Raw genomic sequence first — 15670 nt, 5'->3', positions numbered from 1 at the left:
GGATACCGATCGGTAACAACCTCTAGCGGCACCCCCGGAGCCGCCTCTATGGTGCGGACATGCCGAACCTGCCCGATGTCGTGCTGTGGTCCATACCGGCCTTTGTGCTGCTCACCGTCCTGGAGATGGTGAGCTACCGCATCCATCCCGACGAGGACGCCGCCGGGTACGAGACCAAGGACGCCGTCACCAGCCTCGGCATGGGAATCGGCAGCCTCGTCTTCGACTTCCTCTGGAAGATCCCCGTCGTCGCGATCTACACCGCCGTCTACGAGCTGACGCCCCTGCGCGTGCCCGTCCTGTGGTGGACCGTCCTGCTGATGCTGCTCGCGCAGGACTTCCTCTACTACTGGCAGCACCGCGGCCACCACGTCATCCGCGTCCTGTGGGCTTGCCACGTCGTTCACCACAGCAGCCGCAAGTTCAACCTCACCACCGCCCTGCGCCAGCCGTGGACCAGCGCCACCTCCTGGCCGTTCTACCTGCCGATGATCGCGCTCGGCGTGCACCCCGCCGCCGTCGCCTTCTGCTACTCGGTCAACCTCGTCTACCAGTTCTGGATCCACACCGAGCGGATCGACAAGCTGCCGCGGCCCGTCGAGTACGTCTTCAACACCCCCTCCCACCACCGCGTCCACCACGCCTCCCAGGGCGGCTACCTGGACCGCAACTTCGCCGGGATCCTGATCATCTGGGACCGGATGTTCGGCTCCTGGGTGGGGGAGACCGACAAGCCAGTCTTCGGTCTGACGAAGAACATCAACACCTACAACCCGCTGCGCGTGGCCACCCACGAGTACGCCGCCATCGCCCGCGACGTCCGGGCCGCCACGAGCTGGCGCGAGCGCGCCGGACGGGTCTTCGGCGGCCCCGGCTGGCAGCCCGCCCCGGCGGCCCAGGCAGCCCAGCCGGCCACCGCACCGGAGCACGCCGCGTGAGCGCCACCGAGTCCCGTACGCCGTCGTGGGCGGCCCGCACCGCGACCGCCGCCGGCGGCGGCCTCGCCGGCCGGGTGCTGCTCGGCGCCTTCGCCGCGGCCACCGCCGCCGACCTCGGCTCGCTGCTCGCCGGCTGGCACCTCGGGCACGTCCTCGCGAAGCCGCTGCTGATGCCGCTGCTGGTGGCGTACGTGATCACCCGCGGCGCCCCCCGCCTGCTGGTCGCCGCCCTGCTCTTCGGCTGGGGCGGGGACCTCGCCCTGCTCTTCGACGCCGAGCCCGCCTTCCTGATCGGCATGGGCTCCTTCGCCGCCGGGCACGTCTGCTACCTCGTGCTCTTCGGCCGGCGCGGCACCAACGCCCTGCTCGGCGGCGGGTACGGGCTCGCGCTCCTGGGGACCGTCGCGCTGCTCTGGGGAGACCTCCCCGCCGACCTGCGCATCCCCGTCGCCGGGTACAGCCTGCTCCTGGCCGCCATGGCCTACCGCTCAAGTGCCTTCGGCCTGCGGGCCGGGGTGGGCGGGGCGCTGTTCCTGCTGTCGGACACCCTCATCGCCACCGGCGTCGCCGACTGGCCCCAGCTTCCCCGCCCGGACTTCTGGATCATGGCCACCTACGCGGCCGCCCAGTACCTGCTGGCCACGGGCAGCCCGGCCCGCGAACAGGCGTAAGGTAGGCCGGCCCCACAAGGGCAGCACAGTCAAGACCGACCGACCCGGTCGGCCGACACGAGGGAAGCACCACCATGCGCGCCACCGTCATCCACGCCCCGCACGACATACGCGTGGAGGAGGTGCCGGACGCCGCGATACGGCGACCCGGGGACGCCGTCGTCCGCGTCCTGCGTGCCTGCATCTGCGGCAGCGACCTGTGGGCCTACCGCGGCGAGGCCGAGCGCCAGCCCGGCCAGCGCATCGGCCACGAGTTCTTGGGCATCGTCGAGGAGACCGGCCCCGACGTGTCCGGCCTGCGCGCCGGAGACCTGGTCGTCGCGCCCTTCATGTGGTCGGACGGCACTTGCGAGTACTGCAAGGAGGGTCTGTTCACCTCCTGCGACCACGGCGGTTTCTGGGGCTCGGTCGGCCACGACGGCGGCCAGGGCGAGGCCGTCCGCGTCCCGCACGCCGACGGCACCCTGGTCAAGCTGCCCGCCGAGGCCGCCTCCGACGACCACCTGCTCACCGGGCTGCTCGCGCTCTCCGACGTCATGGGCACCGGGCACCACGCGGCCCTGGGCGCCGGGGTGCGCCCGGGCTCCACGGTCGCCGTCGTCGGTGACGGCGCGGTCGGCCTGTGCGGCGTCCTCGCCGCCAAGCGCCTGGGCGCCGAGCGGATCATCGCACTGGGCCGCCACACCGTCCGTACGGACATAGCCCGGCTCTTCGGGGCCACCGATGTGGTCGCCGTGCGCGGCGAGGCCGCCGAGGCGGCCGTGCGCGAGCTCACCGGCGGCCGGGGCGCGCACGCGGTCATCGAGGCGGTCGGCACCGAGCAGTCCATGCGCACCGCCGTGAACATCACCCGCGACGGCGGGGCCGTCGGCTACGTCGGTGTCCCGCACGGCAGCGGCACCGGCCTCGACCTCGGCGTCATGTTCGACCGCAACATCACCCTGCGCGGCGGCGTGGCCCCCGTCCGCGCCTACATCCCGGAGCTGCTGGACGACGTGCTCAGTGGCGCGATCGACCCGTCGCCCGTCTTCGACCGGGCCGTGTCCCTGGACGAGGTCCCGGACGGCTACCGCGCGATGGACGACCGCAGCGCGCTCAAGGTGCTGATCAAGCCCTGAACGAGCGATGAGGGCCGGGCGGGGGCGACCCCCGCCCGGCCCTCTCGCGTACTACGCCTGCCAGGTGTTACTGCACGGCCTTGAGCGCGTCGACCACGCCGTAGCCGTAGTAGCCGGTCTGGCCCCACTTGCTCACGCAGGTGGTGGCGTTGATCAGAGCGCCGGTCGCGTCGTAGACCTGGGCCGGGCAGGCCGTCTTGGTGGCCTGGCCCTTGAGCATCGCCTGGAGCTGCGCCGGCGTGGCCGACGGGTGCGCGCTCTTGAGCAGGGCCGCGACGCCCGCGACGTGCGGGGTGGCCATCGAGGTGCCCTGCTTGTAGCCGTAGCCGCCCGGGATGGTGGACAGCACGCGGCCGTTGGCGTCCGGGGTGGCCGGTATCTGCCACTTGTCGCCGCCGGGGGCCGCGACGTCCGCCACGCCCAGGCCGAAGCTGGAGTAGTACGACTTGAAGCCCTTGTCACCGGTCGCGGTCACGGTGACCACGCCCGGCAGCTGGGTCGGCACGTCCAGGCAGACGCGCGGGTCTATCGTGCGCGGCGTCGGGGTCGTGTCGTTCGGGCTGGTGTCGTCGACGATCGAGTCGGACGCCAGGTCGAAGTTCTCGTTGCCGGCCGCGGCGACGTTCAGCACGCCCTTGCGCTGGGCGTAGTTGCTCGCCCGGGTGAGGGCCTCCACCAGCGCCTTCTGGTCGTCGTCCGTCTTGCAGTTGAAGTACCAGGGGTCGACGTAGTAGCTGTTGTTGGTCACCTCGATCCCCTTCTCGGCGGCGAACATGAAGCCGCAGACGACCGCCTCGGTGTAGAACAGGCTGGTCCCGGGCTCGCTCACCTTGATCGCGGCGAGCTTCACACCGGGCGCGACACCGCTGACGCCCACGCCGTTGCGCGGGGCGCCGATGGTGCCGGCCACGTGCGTGCCGTGGTCGCTGCCGTCCGCGTACGGACGCCAGGCGCCCTCGGTGGTGTCCGGGACACCGCCGACGCAGTTGGCCGACTGCTCCTTGGAGAAGTTCGCGGCGAGATCGGGGTGGGTGTCGTCGACACCCGTGTCGATGATGCCCACCGTGACGTCCGGGCTGCCATCGTTGATCTTGTGAGCCTGGTCGGCCTTGATCGCCCGGAGGTCCCACTGGTTGGACTCCAGCGGCTCCTGCCCCGGCGCCGCGTCCGCCGCCGCCTTGGCGGCGTCCGCCGCGCTGAGCTTCTGCGTGGTGCCCTCCTCGGTGGTCTGCACCGTCTTCAGAGGGGCCGTCCGGGTGGCGCCCACGGACACGAACAGTCCGCGCTGGGCCCGCAGCTGCTTGGCGAACTCCGGGTTCTGGGAGTGCGCGACGATGACGCCGATCTGCTCGTGCGCCGTCACCACCGTGCCGCCGGCACGCTCGATGGCCTTCTTCGCCGCCGTCACCGTGGCGTACGTGTTCAGGTTCGCCACGTACGACAGCTTGGGCCCGGTGGTCTCGGCCTTGGAGGCCGTGGCCGCGTCCGCCGTGTTGCCCAGCGGAGCGGCGGAGGCCGCGACCGAGGGCAGGAAGGCGAGCGAGGCGGTGAGCGCCAGGCCGACCGGAACGGCGAGAGCACGCCGGCGGCCGGATCCCAGATGAGCCATGGGTTCTCCACATCATCCTTGAAAAAACCGCCCGGCCGTGGTCACGGCGGACGGGTTCATGACATGTGGAACCTAGTGCCGGTGTTCGCTTCTGCGCCATCAGTTCGAGAAATCAGTCTCTAAAGAAACAGCGGGTGTTGAACCGTCCCGACGCGCCGGCCGTGCCGTTGACAGGGGGGCTCGGCACCACCGTCCCCCACACGGAGGTTGTTTTGTCCGTCGTCCCCACCGCGTCCGCATCGCAAGGAGAACCCCCCGTGACCACCGAAGCAGCGCCGCCGCCAGGCAGCGCGGGAACGCCCCCGGCGGTCCCCACGGCCGAAGATTTCGGACACGTCCAGCAGAGCGCCGAGTTCGCCGAACTGCGCAGCTCCTACCGTTCCTTCGCCTTCCCGCTGACCGTGGCCTTCATCGCCTGGTACCTGCTCTACGTACTGCTGTCCAGCTACGCGGGCGGCTTCATGGGGACCAAGCTCTTCGGCAACATCAACGTCGCCCTCGTGCTCGGCCTCGCCCAGTTCGCGACGACCTTCCTGATCGCCTGGCTGTACTCGCGGCACGCCGCCACCAAGCTCGACCCCAAGGCGGCCGCCATCAAGGCGAGGATGGAGGCCGGCGAATGAGCGGCTCGCTCCACCTGACGACGGTCGCGGCCGGTGCCACCGAGCACCGCCCGCTGATCATCACCCTCTTCGGCCTGTTCGTCGTCGCCACCCTGATCATCACGATCTGGGCCGGCCGCCAGACCAAGGACGCCGCCGACTTCTACGCGGGCGGCCGCCAGTTCACCGGCTTCCAGAACGGCCTGGCCATCTCCGGCGACTACATGTCCGCCGCGTCCTTCCTCGGCATCGCCGGCGCCATCGCCCTCTTCGGCTACGACGGCTTCCTCTACTCCATCGGCTTCCTCGTCGCCTGGCTGGTCGCCCTGCTGCTCGTCGCCGAGCCGCTGCGCAACTCCGGCCGCTACACGATGGGCGACGTCCTCGCGTACCGGATGCGCCAGCGGCCCGTCCGCACCGCCGCCGGCACCTCCACCATCGTGGTCTCGATCTTCTACCTGCTCGCCCAGATGGCCGGTGCCGGCGTGCTCGTCTCGCTGCTCCTGGGGATCACCAGCGACGGCGGCAAGGTCGCCGTCGTCGCCCTGGTCGGCGTCCTGATGATCCTCTACGTGACCATCGGCGGCATGAAGGGCACCACCTGGGTCCAGATGATCAAGGCCGTCCTGCTGATCGCGGGCGCCCTGCTGATCACCTTCCTGGTGCTGCTGAAGTTCAACTTCAACATCTCCGACCTGCTGGGCAGGGCCGCCGAGAACAGCGGACAGGGCACCAAGTTCCTGGAGCCCGGGATGAAGTACGGCAAGGACTCGCTGACCAAGCTGGACTTCATCTCGCTCGGCCTCGCGCTGGTCCTGGGCACCGCCGGCCTGCCGCACATCCTGATCCGCTTCTACACGGTCCCCACCGCCAAGGCCGCCCGCAAGTCCGTGAACTGGGCCATCGGCATCATCGGCGGGTTCTACCTGATGACGATCGCCCTCGGCTTCGGAGCCGCCGCCCTGCTGAACCGGGACGACATCATCAAGTCCAACAAGGCCGGCAACACCGCGGCCCCGCTGCTCGCCCAGGAGATCGGCGGAGGCGCGGGCTCCACGGGCGGCGCCGTCCTGCTCGCCGTGATCTCCGCGGTCGCCTTCGCCACCATCCTCGCGGTGGTCGCGGGCCTCACCCTCGCCTCCTCCTCGTCCTTCGCGCACGACCTGTACGTGAACGTCATCCGCAAGGGCAAGGCCACCGAGCAGGAGGAGGTGCGTGCCGCCCGCTGGTCAACCGTGGTCATCGGGGCCGTCGCCATCGGCCTGGGCGCCCTCGCCCGCGACCTGAACGTCGCCGGCCTGGTCGCCCTCGCCTTCGCGGTCGCCGCCTCGGCCAACCTGCCGACGATCCTCTACAGCCTCTTCTGGAAGCGCTTCACCACCCAGGGAGCGCTGTGGTCCATCTACGGCGGCCTGATCGCCGCGGTCGGCCTGGTGCTGTTCTCCCCGGTGGTGTCCGGGAAGCCCACCTCGATGTTCAAGGACGCCGACTTCTACTGGTTCCCGCTGGAGAACCCGGGCATCATCTCCATCCCGCTCGGCTTCCTGCTGGGCTGGCTCGGAACCGTCCTGTCGAAGGAGGAGGCGGACCCCCAGAAGTTCGCGGAGCTGGAGGTCCGCTCCCTCACGGGAACCGGGGCACACTGAGCGGGCTCTACGCATGCGACCGAACACCGTGCGTGGCCGTGTCGTACTTCCCTACGACGCGGCCGCGTTACGTCTCGTTCATTCGGGGACCCCTTCATGACACAGGCGTCGCGTAGGCTCGATCTATCGAATCGCCACAGCTCCGGACAGGGGAGGGGGCCCACAGTGCTTCTCGACACATATGGCCGCGTCGCAACTGACCTGCGCGTCTCGCTCACCGACCGATGCAATCTGCGCTGCACCTACTGCATGCCCGAGGAGGGCCTGCAGTGGCTCGGCAAGTCCGACCTGCTGAGCGACGAGGAGATCGTGCGGCTGATCCGCATCGCGGTCACCCAGCTCGGCATCACCGAGGTCCGCTTCACCGGCGGCGAGCCGCTGCTCCGCCCCGGCCTGGTCGGGATCGTCGAGCAGTGCGCGGCCCTGGAGCCCCGCCCCAAGATGTCCCTGACCACCAACGGCATCGGCCTCAAGCGCACCGCGCAGGCCCTGAAGGCCGCCGGCCTGGACAGGGTGAACGTTTCCCTGGACACCCTGCGGCCCGACGTCTTCAAGACCCTCACCCGCCGCGACCGTCACAAGGACGTCATAGACGGCATGGCCGCGGCCCGCGAGGCCGGCCTCACCCCCGTCAAGGTCAACGCGGTCCTCATGCCGGGACTCAACGACGACGAGGCCCCCGACCTGCTCGCCTGGGCCGTGGAGAACGAGTACGAGCTCCGCTTCATCGAGCAGATGCCGCTCGACGCCCAGCACGGCTGGAAGCGGGACGGCATGATCACCGCCGGTGACATCCTGCAGTCCCTGCGCACCCGCTTCACGCTCACCGAGGAGGGCGCCGACGAGCGCGGCTCCGCCCCGGCCGAGCGCTGGGTGGTCGACGGCGGCCCGGCCACCGTCGGTGTCATCGCCTCCGTCACCCGCCCGTTCTGCGGCGCCTGCGACCGTACGCGGCTCACGGCCGACGGCCAGGTGCGTACGTGCCTGTTCGCCACCGAGGAATCGGACCTGCGCGCCGCCCTGCGCTCGGGCGCTCCGGACGAGGAGATCGCCCGGCTGTGGAAGGTGGCGATGTGGGGCAAGAAGGCCGGGTCCGGTCTCGACGACCCGACCTTCCTGCAGCCCGACCGCCCGATGTCGGCGATCGGCGGCTAGGGCCTTCCGTTCCGGAGGGCGGCGCCCAGCCCCCAGCGCCCAGCGCCAGCGCGCCCAGCCGTCAGCGCGCCCAGCCGTCAGCGCTCGCGCTCCGAGCCCTCCGGCTGCACCCACTCGTCGAGCTTCACGACGTCCTTGAGGAAACCGCGGACCCCCAGGAACTGGGAGAGGTGTTCGCGGTGTTCCCCGCATGCCAGCCAGGTCTTGCGCCGCTCCGGCGTGTGCAGCTTCGGGTTGTTCCACGCCAGCACCCAGACGGCCGCGTCGCGGCAGCCCTTGGCGGAGCATGTGGGGGTTTCGGTATCAGGGGAGGTCACGCCTCAACCCTACGGAAAGGCGACGCCGAGCAGCCACGGGGGGAGCTGCCCGGCGTCGGTCCGTCGCTCCGACGGGGGATGCGGAGCGCGTAGGCAGTATGTCACGCAGGACCCGGTACGGTGCACTGGAACTTCATGATTGATCTGAGGTTTTCTTGAGGTTTTCCGCCTCCAGCGCAGGCCTCACGGGCGCCGGGACGAAGTGTGAGGGCAGCGAGGGGGCCGACTCGCGCCCCGCGTTGGCGATGACCACGGCCACGTAGGGCAGCAGTGCGCCCGCGATCAGCGTCACGATCGCCACCGGGCGCTGCACGTTCCACAAGAGCACGGTCGCGATGACCGACAGGGTCCTGATGGCCATCGAGATCACATAGCGTCGCTGGCGGCCCCGCACGTCCTCGGCGAGCCCCATCCGCGCACCGGTGATCCGGAAGACCTCGGCCCCGTTCCGCTTCTGTCGCTTCGTCCGCTCCACAGTCCACCACCCGATCACCCGCCGGACGCTTCCCGGCCCGGACTCTCCCACCGTACGCGGCCGCCCGGACCGCGAGGAGAGGGGGTGTCGCTCGAATGGAGTGTTCGAAATGCGCGTTACGCCGCACGGGTCGACACTGGGCGCACGTGCGCACAACGCGCCGGGAGGAGGCTCGACATGTCTTGGTTGTGGGCGATCATCGTCGGTTTCGTGCTGGGCTTGATAGCCCGGGCCATCCTGCCGGGCAAGCAGCACCAGCCCCTCTGGCTGACCACCCTCTTCGGCATCATCGGCGCCGTCATCGGCAATGCCGTCGCCTCCTGGATCGGTGTCGCGGACACCAGGGGCATCGACTGGACCCGGCACTTGCTGCAGCTCGCCGGGGCGGTCCTGATCGTCGGTCTCGGCGACATGGCCTACGGGGCGGTCCGGGGCAAGCGACAGACAACTTAGGGCGTGTTTCGAGCACGCCCTGGCCGGCCCCCGGCATGCCGGAGGGGCCGGCCAGGACCCATGTCCGGCCGGCCCCTCCGACGCGTGCCGTGCGGTGTGGCGACGCGTCAGGCGCCGGTGACCTCGACCGCCGCCAGGCTCTTCTTGCCGCGGCGCAGCACCAGCCAGCGCCCGTGCAGCAGGTCTTCCTCGGCGGGGACCGCGTCCTCGGCCGTGACCTTCGCGTTGTTCACGTAGGCCCCGCCCTCCTTCACGGTCCGGCGGCCGGCCGACTTGCTCGCGACGAGACCGGTCTCCGCCATCAGGTCCACGACCAGGCCGAGCTCCGTCACCTGGGCGTGCGGCAGCTCGGACAGGGCCGCGGCCAGCGTGGCCTCGTCCAGCTCGGCCAGGTCGCCCTGGCCGAACAGCGCCTTCGACGCGGCGATCACGGCGGCACATTGGCCGGCGCCGTGCACCAGCGTGGTCAGCTCCTCCGCCAGCGCCCGCTGCGCGGCGCGCGCCTGCGGCCGCTCGGCGGTCTGCGCCTCCAGCTCCTCCAGCTCCTCACGGCTCCGGAAGGACAGGATCCGCATGTAGGTGGAGATGTCCCGGTCGTCCACGTTCAGCCAGAACTGGTAGAACGCGTACGGTGTGGTCATCTCCGGGTCCAGCCAGACGGCCCCGCCCTCGGTCTTGCCGAACTTGGTGCCGTCCGCCTTGACCATCAGCGGGGTCGCCATCGCGTGCACGACCGCGCCCGGCTCGACCCGGTGGATCAGGTCGAGACCGGCCGTCAGGTTGCCCCACTGGTCGGAGCCGCCCTGCTGGAGCACGCAGCCGTGGCGCCGGTAGAGCTCCAGGAAGTCCATGCCCTGGAGCAGCTGGTAGCTGAACTCCGTGTAGCTGATGCCCTGGTCGGACTCCAGCCGCTTGGCGACCGAGTCCTTCGTCAGCATCTTGTTGACGCGGAAGTGCTTGCCGATGTCCCGCAGGAACTCGATCGCGGACATGCCCGCCGTCCAGTCCAGGTTGTTGACCAGGACCGCCGCGTTCTCGCCCTCGAAGGACAGGAACGGTTCGATCTGCGAGCGCAGCCGGTTCACCCATTCCGCGATGACCGCGGGGTCGTTCAGGGTGCGCTCGGCGGTCGGGCGGGGGTCACCGATCTGGCCGGTGGCCCCGCCGACCAGCGCGAGCGGCCGGTTCCCCGCCAGCTGGAGCCGGCGCATGGTGAGCACCTGCACCAGGTGCCCCACGTGCAGCGAGGCCGCGGTCGGGTCGTAGCCGCAATAGAACGTGACAGGACCGTCCGCGAACGCCTTGCGCAGCGCTTCTTCGTCGGTGGACTGGGCGAAGAGCCCGCGCCACTTCAGTTCGTCGACGATGTCCGTCACGGTTCTCTCGACTCCTTTGGTGTAGGGAAAAACAAAGCCCAGTCTAGGTGGGTCAGACCCCCTTGCTGACCGAGCTCATGTTGAAGTCCCGGATGCGCAGCGCCGGCATCGAGGCCCGGGTGAACCAGTCGCCCCACTCGCGCGGCAGGGTCTTCTCGGTCCGGCCGGCCTCCGTGGCCCGCGACAGCAGGTCCACGGGGGACTCGTTGAACCGGAAGTTGTTGACCTCGCCGACGACCTGCCCGTTCTCCACCAGGTAGACGCCGTCCCGGGTCAGGCCCGTGAGCAGCAGGGTGGCCGGGTCGACCTCGCGGATGTACCAGAGGCAGGTCAGCAGCAGACCCCTCTCGGTGCCCGCCACCATCTCCTCCAGCGACTTGTCGCCGCCCCCGTCCAGGATCAGGTTCCCGAACGAGGGGGAGAGGGGCAGCCCGGTCAGCCCGGAGGTGTGCCGGGTCGTGGTCAGCCGGGTCAGCTCCCCGTCCCGGATCCACTCGGTGGACGGGACCGGCAGGCCGTTGTCGAACACCGAGGCGTCGTCCCCGGAGCTGTGCGCGATCACGAACGGCGCGGACTCCAGGCCCGGCGCGTTCGGGTCGCTGCGCAGGGTCAGCGGGAGCTGCGACAGCTTCTCGCCGATCCGGGTGCCGCCCCCGGGCTTGGAGAAGACCGTACGGCCCTCCACCGCGTCCCGGGCCGCCGCCGACCACATCTGGTAGATCAGCAGATCGGCCACGGCGGTCGGCGGCAGCAGGGTCTCGTACCGCCCGGCGGGCAGCTCGATCTTCCGCTCCGCCCAGCCCAGGCGCACGGCCAGCTCCGCGTCCAGCACGGTCGGGTCCACGTCCTTGAAGTCCCTGGTCGCGCGGCCGGCCCAGGCCGAGCGCTGCCGGTCGGGGGACTTGGCGTTGAGCTCCAGGGTGCCCGTGGGCTGGTCGTGGCGCAGCCGCAGGCCCGTCGAGGTGCCGACGTACGTGGAGACCAGCTCGTGGTTGGCGAAGCCGTACAGCTCCCGGCCGCCCGCGCGGGCCCGGGCGAAGGCCTCGCCGAGGGCGGGCGCGAAGTCCGCGAACACCGCCGAGGAGGTCTCGGCGGGCGCGTCCGTGAAGTCGGGCGAGGCCGGGGTCCCCGTCACCAGCGGCTGGGCGTCCTCGGCGGGACCCGCCCCGCGCGCGGCCGCCTCGGCGGCCCGGACCAGCGGTTCCAGGTCCGCGGCGGTGACGGCGGAGCGCGAGACGACCCCCGAGGCCGTGCCCTCCTTGCCGTCGACCGTGGCGATGACGGTGAGGGTGCGGCCGCGGGTGACGCCGTTCGTCGTCAGGGCGTTGCCCGCCCAGCGCAGGTTGGCGCTCGACTCCTCGTCGGCGATGACGACGCAGCCGTCGGCGGTGGACAGCTCCAGGGCCCGCTCGACGATCTCGTGGGGCTTGGTGCGTCCGTTCGAAGGGGTGCTCATCGGCCGGCCTCCTGCGTGGTGTTCAGGATGTTCACGTCGCGGAACAGCGCGGACGGGCAGCCGTGCGAGACGGAGGCCACCTGGCCCGGCTGGGCCTTGCCGCAGTTGAAGGCGCCGCCCAGGACGTAGGTCTGCGGGCCGCCGACCTTCTCCATCGAGCCCCAGAAGTCGGTGGTCGTGGCCTGGTACGCGACGTCGCGCAGCTGCCCGGCCAGCTTGCCGTTCTCGATGCGGAAGAACCGCTGCCCGGTGAACTGGAAGTTGTAGCGCTGCATGTCGATCGACCAGGAGCGGTCGCCGACGACGTAGATGCCGCGCTCCACCCCGCCGATGAGGTCCTCGGTGGACAGACCGCCCGGATCCGGCTGGAGCGACACGTTCGCCATCCGCTGCACGGGCACGTGCCCGGGGGAGTCGGCGTACGCGCAGCCATTGGAGCGGCCGAGACCGGTCAGCTTCGCGATTCGCCGGTCCAGCTGGTAGCCGACCAGTGTGCCGTCCTTGACCAGGTCCCAGCTCTGCGCCTCGACGCCTTCGTCGTCGAAGCCGATCGTGGCCAGCCCGTGTTCGGCGGTGCGGTCACCCGTCACGTTCATGATCGAGGAGCCGTACTTGAGCTTGCCGAGCTGGTCGAAGGTGGCGAAGGAGGTCCCCGCGTACGCCGCTTCGTAGCCCAGTGCCCGGTCGAGCTCCGTGGCGTGGCCGATGGACTCGTGGATGGTGAGCCACAGGTTGGACGGGTCCACCACCAGGTCGTAGCGCCCGGCCTCCACGCTCGGCGCCCGCATCTTCTCGGCGAGCAGGCCGGGGATCTGCTCCAGCTCGGCGTTCCAGTCCCAGCCGGTGCCCGTCAGGTACTCCCAGCCGCGCCCGGCCGGCGGGGCGATGGTGCGCATGGAGTCGAACTCGCCGGTGGTGGCGTTCACGGCGACGGCCGTGAGCTGCGGGTGGATCCGGACCCGCTGCTGGGTGGTCGCGGTGCCCGCGGTGTCGGCGTAGAACTTGTTCTCGTGCACGGCGAGCAGCGAGGCGTCCACGTGCGCGACTCCGTCGGCCGCCAGGAGCCGCGAGCTCCAGTCGGCGAGCAGCGCCGCCTTGTCCGCGTCGGGAACCTCGAAGGGGTTCACGTCGTAGGCCGAGATCCAGGTCCGCTCCGAGTGCACCGGCTCCTCGGCCAGTTCCACCCGCTCGTCGGAGCCCGCGGCCTTGATCACCTGGGCCGACAGCTTCGCCATGGCCACGGCCTGCGAGGCCACCTTGGCGGCGGCGTCCATGGTCAGGTCCACACCGGAGGCGAACCCCCAGCTGCCTCCGTGCACCACGCGGACCGCGTAGCCGAGGTCGGTGGTGTCGGACCCGCCGGAGGGCTTGGCGTCCCGCAGCCGCCAGGAGGCGCTGCGGATCCGCTCCAGCCGGAAGTCGGCATGCTCGGCGCCCAGTGCGCGCGCCCGGGCGAGCGCCGCGTCGGCGAGCGCCCGCAAGGGCAGTGCGGTGAAGGCCGCGTCGATGGAATGGGGCACGGAAGTCCTCCCGGGGTCGGGGCCGGTCGCCTCGATCATGTCGCGCTCAGGGCTCTTGTGCCTACATCTTTCTGTAGGGACTCGACAGAGCCCGCCGCAAGGCCCTGTCGGAGGTCGATTCTCCGTACGAGGGGAGCGGCCTATAGGTTTTTGGTATTCAGACCGCTAGCGAAAGGGTGATCCGTTGAGCCGCTCGGTTCTCGTCACCGGAGGAAACCGGGGCATCGGCCTCGCCATCGCCCGTGCCTTCGCGGAGGCCGGAGACAAGGTCGCGATCACGTACCGGTCCGGCGAGCCGCCGGAGGCACTGACCTCGCTCGGCGTCCTGGCCGTCCGCTGCGACATCACCGACTCCGAGCAGGTGGAGCAGGCCTACAAGCAGATCGAGGACGCGCACGGCGCGGTCGAGGTGCTCGTGGCCAACGCGGGCATCACCAAGGACACTCTGCTGATGCGGATGTCCGAGGAGGACTTCTCCTCGGTCGTCGACACCAACCTCACCGGCACCTTCCGGGTGGTCAAGCGCGCGAACCGTGGCATGCTCCGTGCCAAGAAGGGCCGCGTCGTCCTGATCTCCTCGGTCGTCGGACTGCTGGGCTCGGCGGGCCAGGCCAACTATGCCGCCTCCAAGGCCGCGCTGGTCGGCTTCGCCCGTTCACTCGCCCGTGAGCTGGGCTCGCGCAACATCACGTTCAACGTGGTCGCCCCCGGCTTCGTCGACACGGACATGACTAAGGTGCTCACCGACGAGCAGCGCGCGGGCATCGTGGGCCAGGTGCCGCTCGGCCGTTACGCGCAGCCCGAGGAGATCGCGGCAGCCGTGAGCTTCCTGGCGTCCGACGACGCCGCGTACATCACCGGAGCCGTCATTCCCGTTGACGGCGGATTGGGCATGGGTCACTGATCACCATGAGCGGAATTCTCGAGGGCAAGCGCATCCTCATCACCGGGGTGCTGATGGAGTCGTCCATCGCTTTCCACACCGCCAAGCTGGCCCAGGAGCAGGGCGCCGAGGTCATCCTGACCGCGTTCCCCCGCCCGACGCTGACCGAGCGCATCGCCAAGAAGCTGCCCAAGCCGGTCAAGGTGATCGAGCTCGACGTCACCAACGACGAGCACCTGGCCCGCCTGGAGGGCCTCGTCCGCGACGAGCTCGGCGGCCTCGACGGCGTCGTGCACTCCATCGGCTTCGCGCCGCAGGACGCGCTCGGCGGCAACTTCCTGAACACCCCGTTCGAGTCGGTCGCCACCGCCATGCACGTCTCGGCGTTCTCGCTGAAGTCGCTGACCATGGCTTGCAAGCCGCTGTTCCCGCACGAGGGCGCGGCCGTCGTCGGCCTCACCTTCGACGCGCAGTTCGCCTGGCCGCAGTACGACTGGATGGGCCCGGCCAAGGCCGCGCTGGAGGCCACCAGCCGCTACCTCGCCCGTGACCTGGGCAAGGAGAATATCCGCTGCAACCTGGTCTCGGCCGGCCCGATCGGCTCGATGGCCGCGAAGTCCATCCCCGGCTTCTCGGAGCTGGCGGACGTCTGGAACTCCCGCTCCATGCTGGAGTGGGACATGAGCGACCCGGAGCCGGCGGGCAAGGGCGTCGTCGCCCTCCTCTCGGACTGGTTCCCGAAGACCACCGGCGAGATCGTCCACGTGGACGGCGGCCTGCACGCGATGGGTGCCTGACGGCTCCCCACTCTGTACGGCGGCGGCCGCGCCTCCCTTCCGGGAGGCGCGGCCGCCGCCGTTCTCGTGGGTCACGGAGCGGCCCGCGGCGCCGCACTCGATCGGATGTTCGCCGTGCGACCGGATCTTCCCGAGTCGAAAACCAGGACAGATACCTGCAAACTGACCGAGTCGGGATCTTCCCGGCTCCGGCGGGGAGGAGGTACGGGAGTGCGCGCGAGACCGAGCCGAACGCTATCGCTGCTGTTCACCTCGGTGATCCTGACCGGACTCCTGGGTCCCGGTGCGCTCGCGCAGTCCCCGGGCGAGGAATCGGCGTACGGCCCCGAGGCGGCCGCCCCCGCCGTGGTGGACCTCGCCGACATCCCCGCCGAACCACCCGTACAGCCCGCGCGGCCCGACCCCCGGGAGCTCTTCGGCGCCGACTGCGACACCGAGATCAACGGCTCGCAGGTGACGGCGCACTGCCACAACGGCTACCCGCAGACCGACCTGGTGCGGCTGCACGTCGAATGCGACCGCTGGTGGGACGTGGACGGCGACGGCGCGGCCGTGGCCGTCGGCCCGGCCGGACGCGTCGAACTCGTCAGCCGCTGCTGGAAGGAGGTCCGCTCGGCCTGGGTCAGCCACCAGCGGCCGTGACCGCCCCGACGG

General features: G+C 70.5%; 16 protein-coding genes. 10 read left to right on the top strand and 6 right to left on the bottom strand.

The window, feature by feature from the left end; all coding sequences use genetic code 11:
- Positions 1-59 precede the first annotated feature (59 nt).
- From OG737_RS05555 to OG737_RS05545, 3 genes are all read left to right on the top strand, one after another.
- Entirely contained in the window at positions 60-938 is an 879-nt protein-coding gene (locus OG737_RS05555) for a sterol desaturase family protein (protein WP_405680106.1), read from the top strand.
- Entirely contained in the window at positions 935-1609 is a 675-nt protein-coding gene (locus tag OG737_RS05550) for a lysoplasmalogenase (protein WP_328925006.1), read from the top strand. The genes OG737_RS05555 and OG737_RS05550 overlap by 4 nt, the downstream gene beginning before the upstream one ends.
- Positions 1610-1683: 74 nt before the next feature.
- The gene (locus OG737_RS05545; RefSeq protein WP_328925005.1) at positions 1684-2727 is read left to right on the top strand and encodes a zinc-dependent alcohol dehydrogenase family protein; all 1044 of its coding nucleotides are present in this window, start codon (positions 1684-1686) and stop codon (positions 2725-2727) included.
- A gap of 67 nt (positions 2728-2794) precedes the next feature.
- Here the strand turns inward: OG737_RS05545 and OG737_RS05540 are convergent, their stop codons facing one another.
- On the bottom strand, positions 2795-4336 hold the full coding sequence (locus OG737_RS05540) for a S8 family serine peptidase (protein WP_328925004.1): 1542 nt from the start codon (positions 4334-4336) through the stop codon (positions 2795-2797).
- Positions 4337-4593: 257 nt separating this feature from the next.
- Here OG737_RS05540 and OG737_RS05535 point away from each other — a divergent pair, with 257 nt between their 5' ends.
- The 3 genes from OG737_RS05535 to moaA all read left to right on the top strand — a co-directional run bounded on the left by OG737_RS05535 (position 4594) and on the right by moaA (position 7739).
- Entirely contained in the window at positions 4594-4959 is a 366-nt protein-coding gene (locus tag OG737_RS05535; RefSeq protein ID WP_328925003.1) for a DUF485 domain-containing protein, read from the top strand.
- Positions 4956-6584: a cation acetate symporter gene (locus OG737_RS05530; RefSeq protein WP_328925002.1), complete on the top strand. Its 1629-nt coding sequence runs from the start codon at positions 4956-4958 to the stop codon at positions 6582-6584. The genes OG737_RS05535 and OG737_RS05530 overlap by 4 nt, the downstream gene beginning before the upstream one ends.
- Positions 6585-6749: 165 nt before the next feature.
- Positions 6750-7739, top strand: a complete 990-nt coding sequence (moaA, locus tag OG737_RS05525; protein ID WP_328925001.1) for a GTP 3',8-cyclase MoaA — start codon at positions 6750-6752, stop codon at positions 7737-7739.
- Positions 7740-7816: 77 nt separating this feature from the next.
- On the opposite strand, the gene OG737_RS05520 is transcribed toward moaA, so the two are convergent.
- The gene (locus tag OG737_RS05520) at positions 7817-8056 is read right to left on the bottom strand and encodes a hypothetical protein (protein ID WP_405680107.1); all 240 of its coding nucleotides are present in this window, start codon (positions 8054-8056) and stop codon (positions 7817-7819) included.
- A 133-nt stretch (positions 8057-8189) separates the two neighbouring features.
- The gene (locus OG737_RS05515; RefSeq protein ID WP_328930224.1) at positions 8190-8468 is read right to left on the bottom strand and encodes a DUF3099 domain-containing protein; all 279 of its coding nucleotides are present in this window, start codon (positions 8466-8468) and stop codon (positions 8190-8192) included.
- 240 nt (positions 8469-8708) lie between these two features.
- Here OG737_RS05515 and OG737_RS05510 point away from each other — a divergent pair, with 240 nt between their 5' ends.
- A complete protein-coding gene (locus OG737_RS05510) occupies positions 8709-8984 on the top strand; it encodes a GlsB/YeaQ/YmgE family stress response membrane protein (RefSeq protein ID WP_328924999.1) in 276 nt (91 codons plus the stop codon).
- A gap of 107 nt (positions 8985-9091) precedes the next feature.
- On the opposite strand, the gene tyrS is transcribed toward OG737_RS05510, so the two are convergent.
- The 3 genes from tyrS to OG737_RS05495 are packed head-to-tail and all read right to left on the bottom strand — an operon-like array spanning position 9092 to position 13375.
- A complete protein-coding gene (gene tyrS / locus OG737_RS05505; RefSeq protein ID WP_405680108.1) occupies positions 9092-10360 on the bottom strand; it encodes a tyrosine--tRNA ligase in 1269 nt (422 codons plus the stop codon).
- A 52-nt stretch (positions 10361-10412) separates the two neighbouring features.
- Entirely contained in the window at positions 10413-11816 is a 1404-nt protein-coding gene (locus OG737_RS05500) for a metallopeptidase TldD-related protein (protein WP_328924997.1), read from the bottom strand.
- Entirely contained in the window at positions 11813-13375 is a 1563-nt protein-coding gene (locus tag OG737_RS05495) for a TldD/PmbA family protein (RefSeq protein WP_405921241.1), read from the bottom strand. Before OG737_RS05495 ends, OG737_RS05500 begins: the two co-directional genes overlap by 4 nt.
- Positions 13376-13520: 145 nt before the next feature.
- On the opposite strand from OG737_RS05495, the gene fabG reads away from it, so the two are divergent.
- From fabG to OG737_RS05480, 3 genes are all read left to right on the top strand, one after another.
- The gene (gene fabG, locus OG737_RS05490; protein WP_328924995.1) at positions 13521-14240 is read left to right on the top strand and encodes a 3-oxoacyl-[acyl-carrier-protein] reductase; all 720 of its coding nucleotides are present in this window, start codon (positions 13521-13523) and stop codon (positions 14238-14240) included.
- Positions 14241-14245: 5 nt separating this feature from the next.
- Positions 14246-15016, top strand: coding sequence for an enoyl-ACP reductase FabI (gene fabI / locus OG737_RS05485; protein ID WP_328924994.1), 771 nt, complete (start codon positions 14246-14248; stop codon positions 15014-15016).
- Positions 15017-15226: 210 nt separating this feature from the next.
- Positions 15227-15658, top strand: a complete 432-nt coding sequence (locus OG737_RS05480; RefSeq protein ID WP_405680109.1) for a hypothetical protein — start codon at positions 15227-15229, stop codon at positions 15656-15658.
- Positions 15659-15670: the final 12 nt, after the last annotated feature.

The sequence above is a fragment of the Streptomyces sp. NBC_00122 genome (genome assembly GCF_045160845.1).
Taxonomy (GTDB): domain Bacteria; phylum Actinomycetota; class Actinomycetes; order Streptomycetales; family Streptomycetaceae; genus Streptomyces.
This window is presented reverse-complemented; position numbering and strand designations above follow the sequence as displayed.

Bases quoted from the DNA above. Each gene is read 5' to 3' on its own strand.
- OG737_RS05500 (WP_328924997.1), bottom strand. From the start codon at position 11,816: ATGAGCACCCCTTCGAACGGACGCACCAAGCCCCACGAGATCGTCGAG.
- fabI (WP_328924994.1), top strand. From the start codon at position 14,246: ATGAGCGGAATTCTCGAGGGCAAGCGCATCCTCATCACCGGGGTGCTG.
- OG737_RS05495 (WP_405921241.1), bottom strand. From the start codon at position 13,375: ATGATCGAGGCGACCGGCCCCGACCCCGGGAGGACTTCCGTGCCCCAT.
- OG737_RS05545 (WP_328925005.1), top strand. From the start codon at position 1,684: ATGCGCGCCACCGTCATCCACGCCCCGCACGACATACGCGTGGAGGAG.
- OG737_RS05540 (WP_328925004.1), bottom strand. From the start codon at position 4,336: ATGGCTCATCTGGGATCCGGCCGCCGGCGTGCTCTCGCCGTTCCGGTC.
- OG737_RS05510 (WP_328924999.1), top strand. From the start codon at position 8,709: ATGTCTTGGTTGTGGGCGATCATCGTCGGTTTCGTGCTGGGCTTGATA.
- OG737_RS05530 (WP_328925002.1), top strand. From the start codon at position 4,956: ATGAGCGGCTCGCTCCACCTGACGACGGTCGCGGCCGGTGCCACCGAG.
- OG737_RS05555 (WP_405680106.1), top strand. From the start codon at position 60: ATGCCGAACCTGCCCGATGTCGTGCTGTGGTCCATACCGGCCTTTGTG.
- OG737_RS05515 (WP_328930224.1), bottom strand. From the start codon at position 8,468: ATGGGGCTCGCCGAGGACGTGCGGGGCCGCCAGCGACGCTATGTGATC.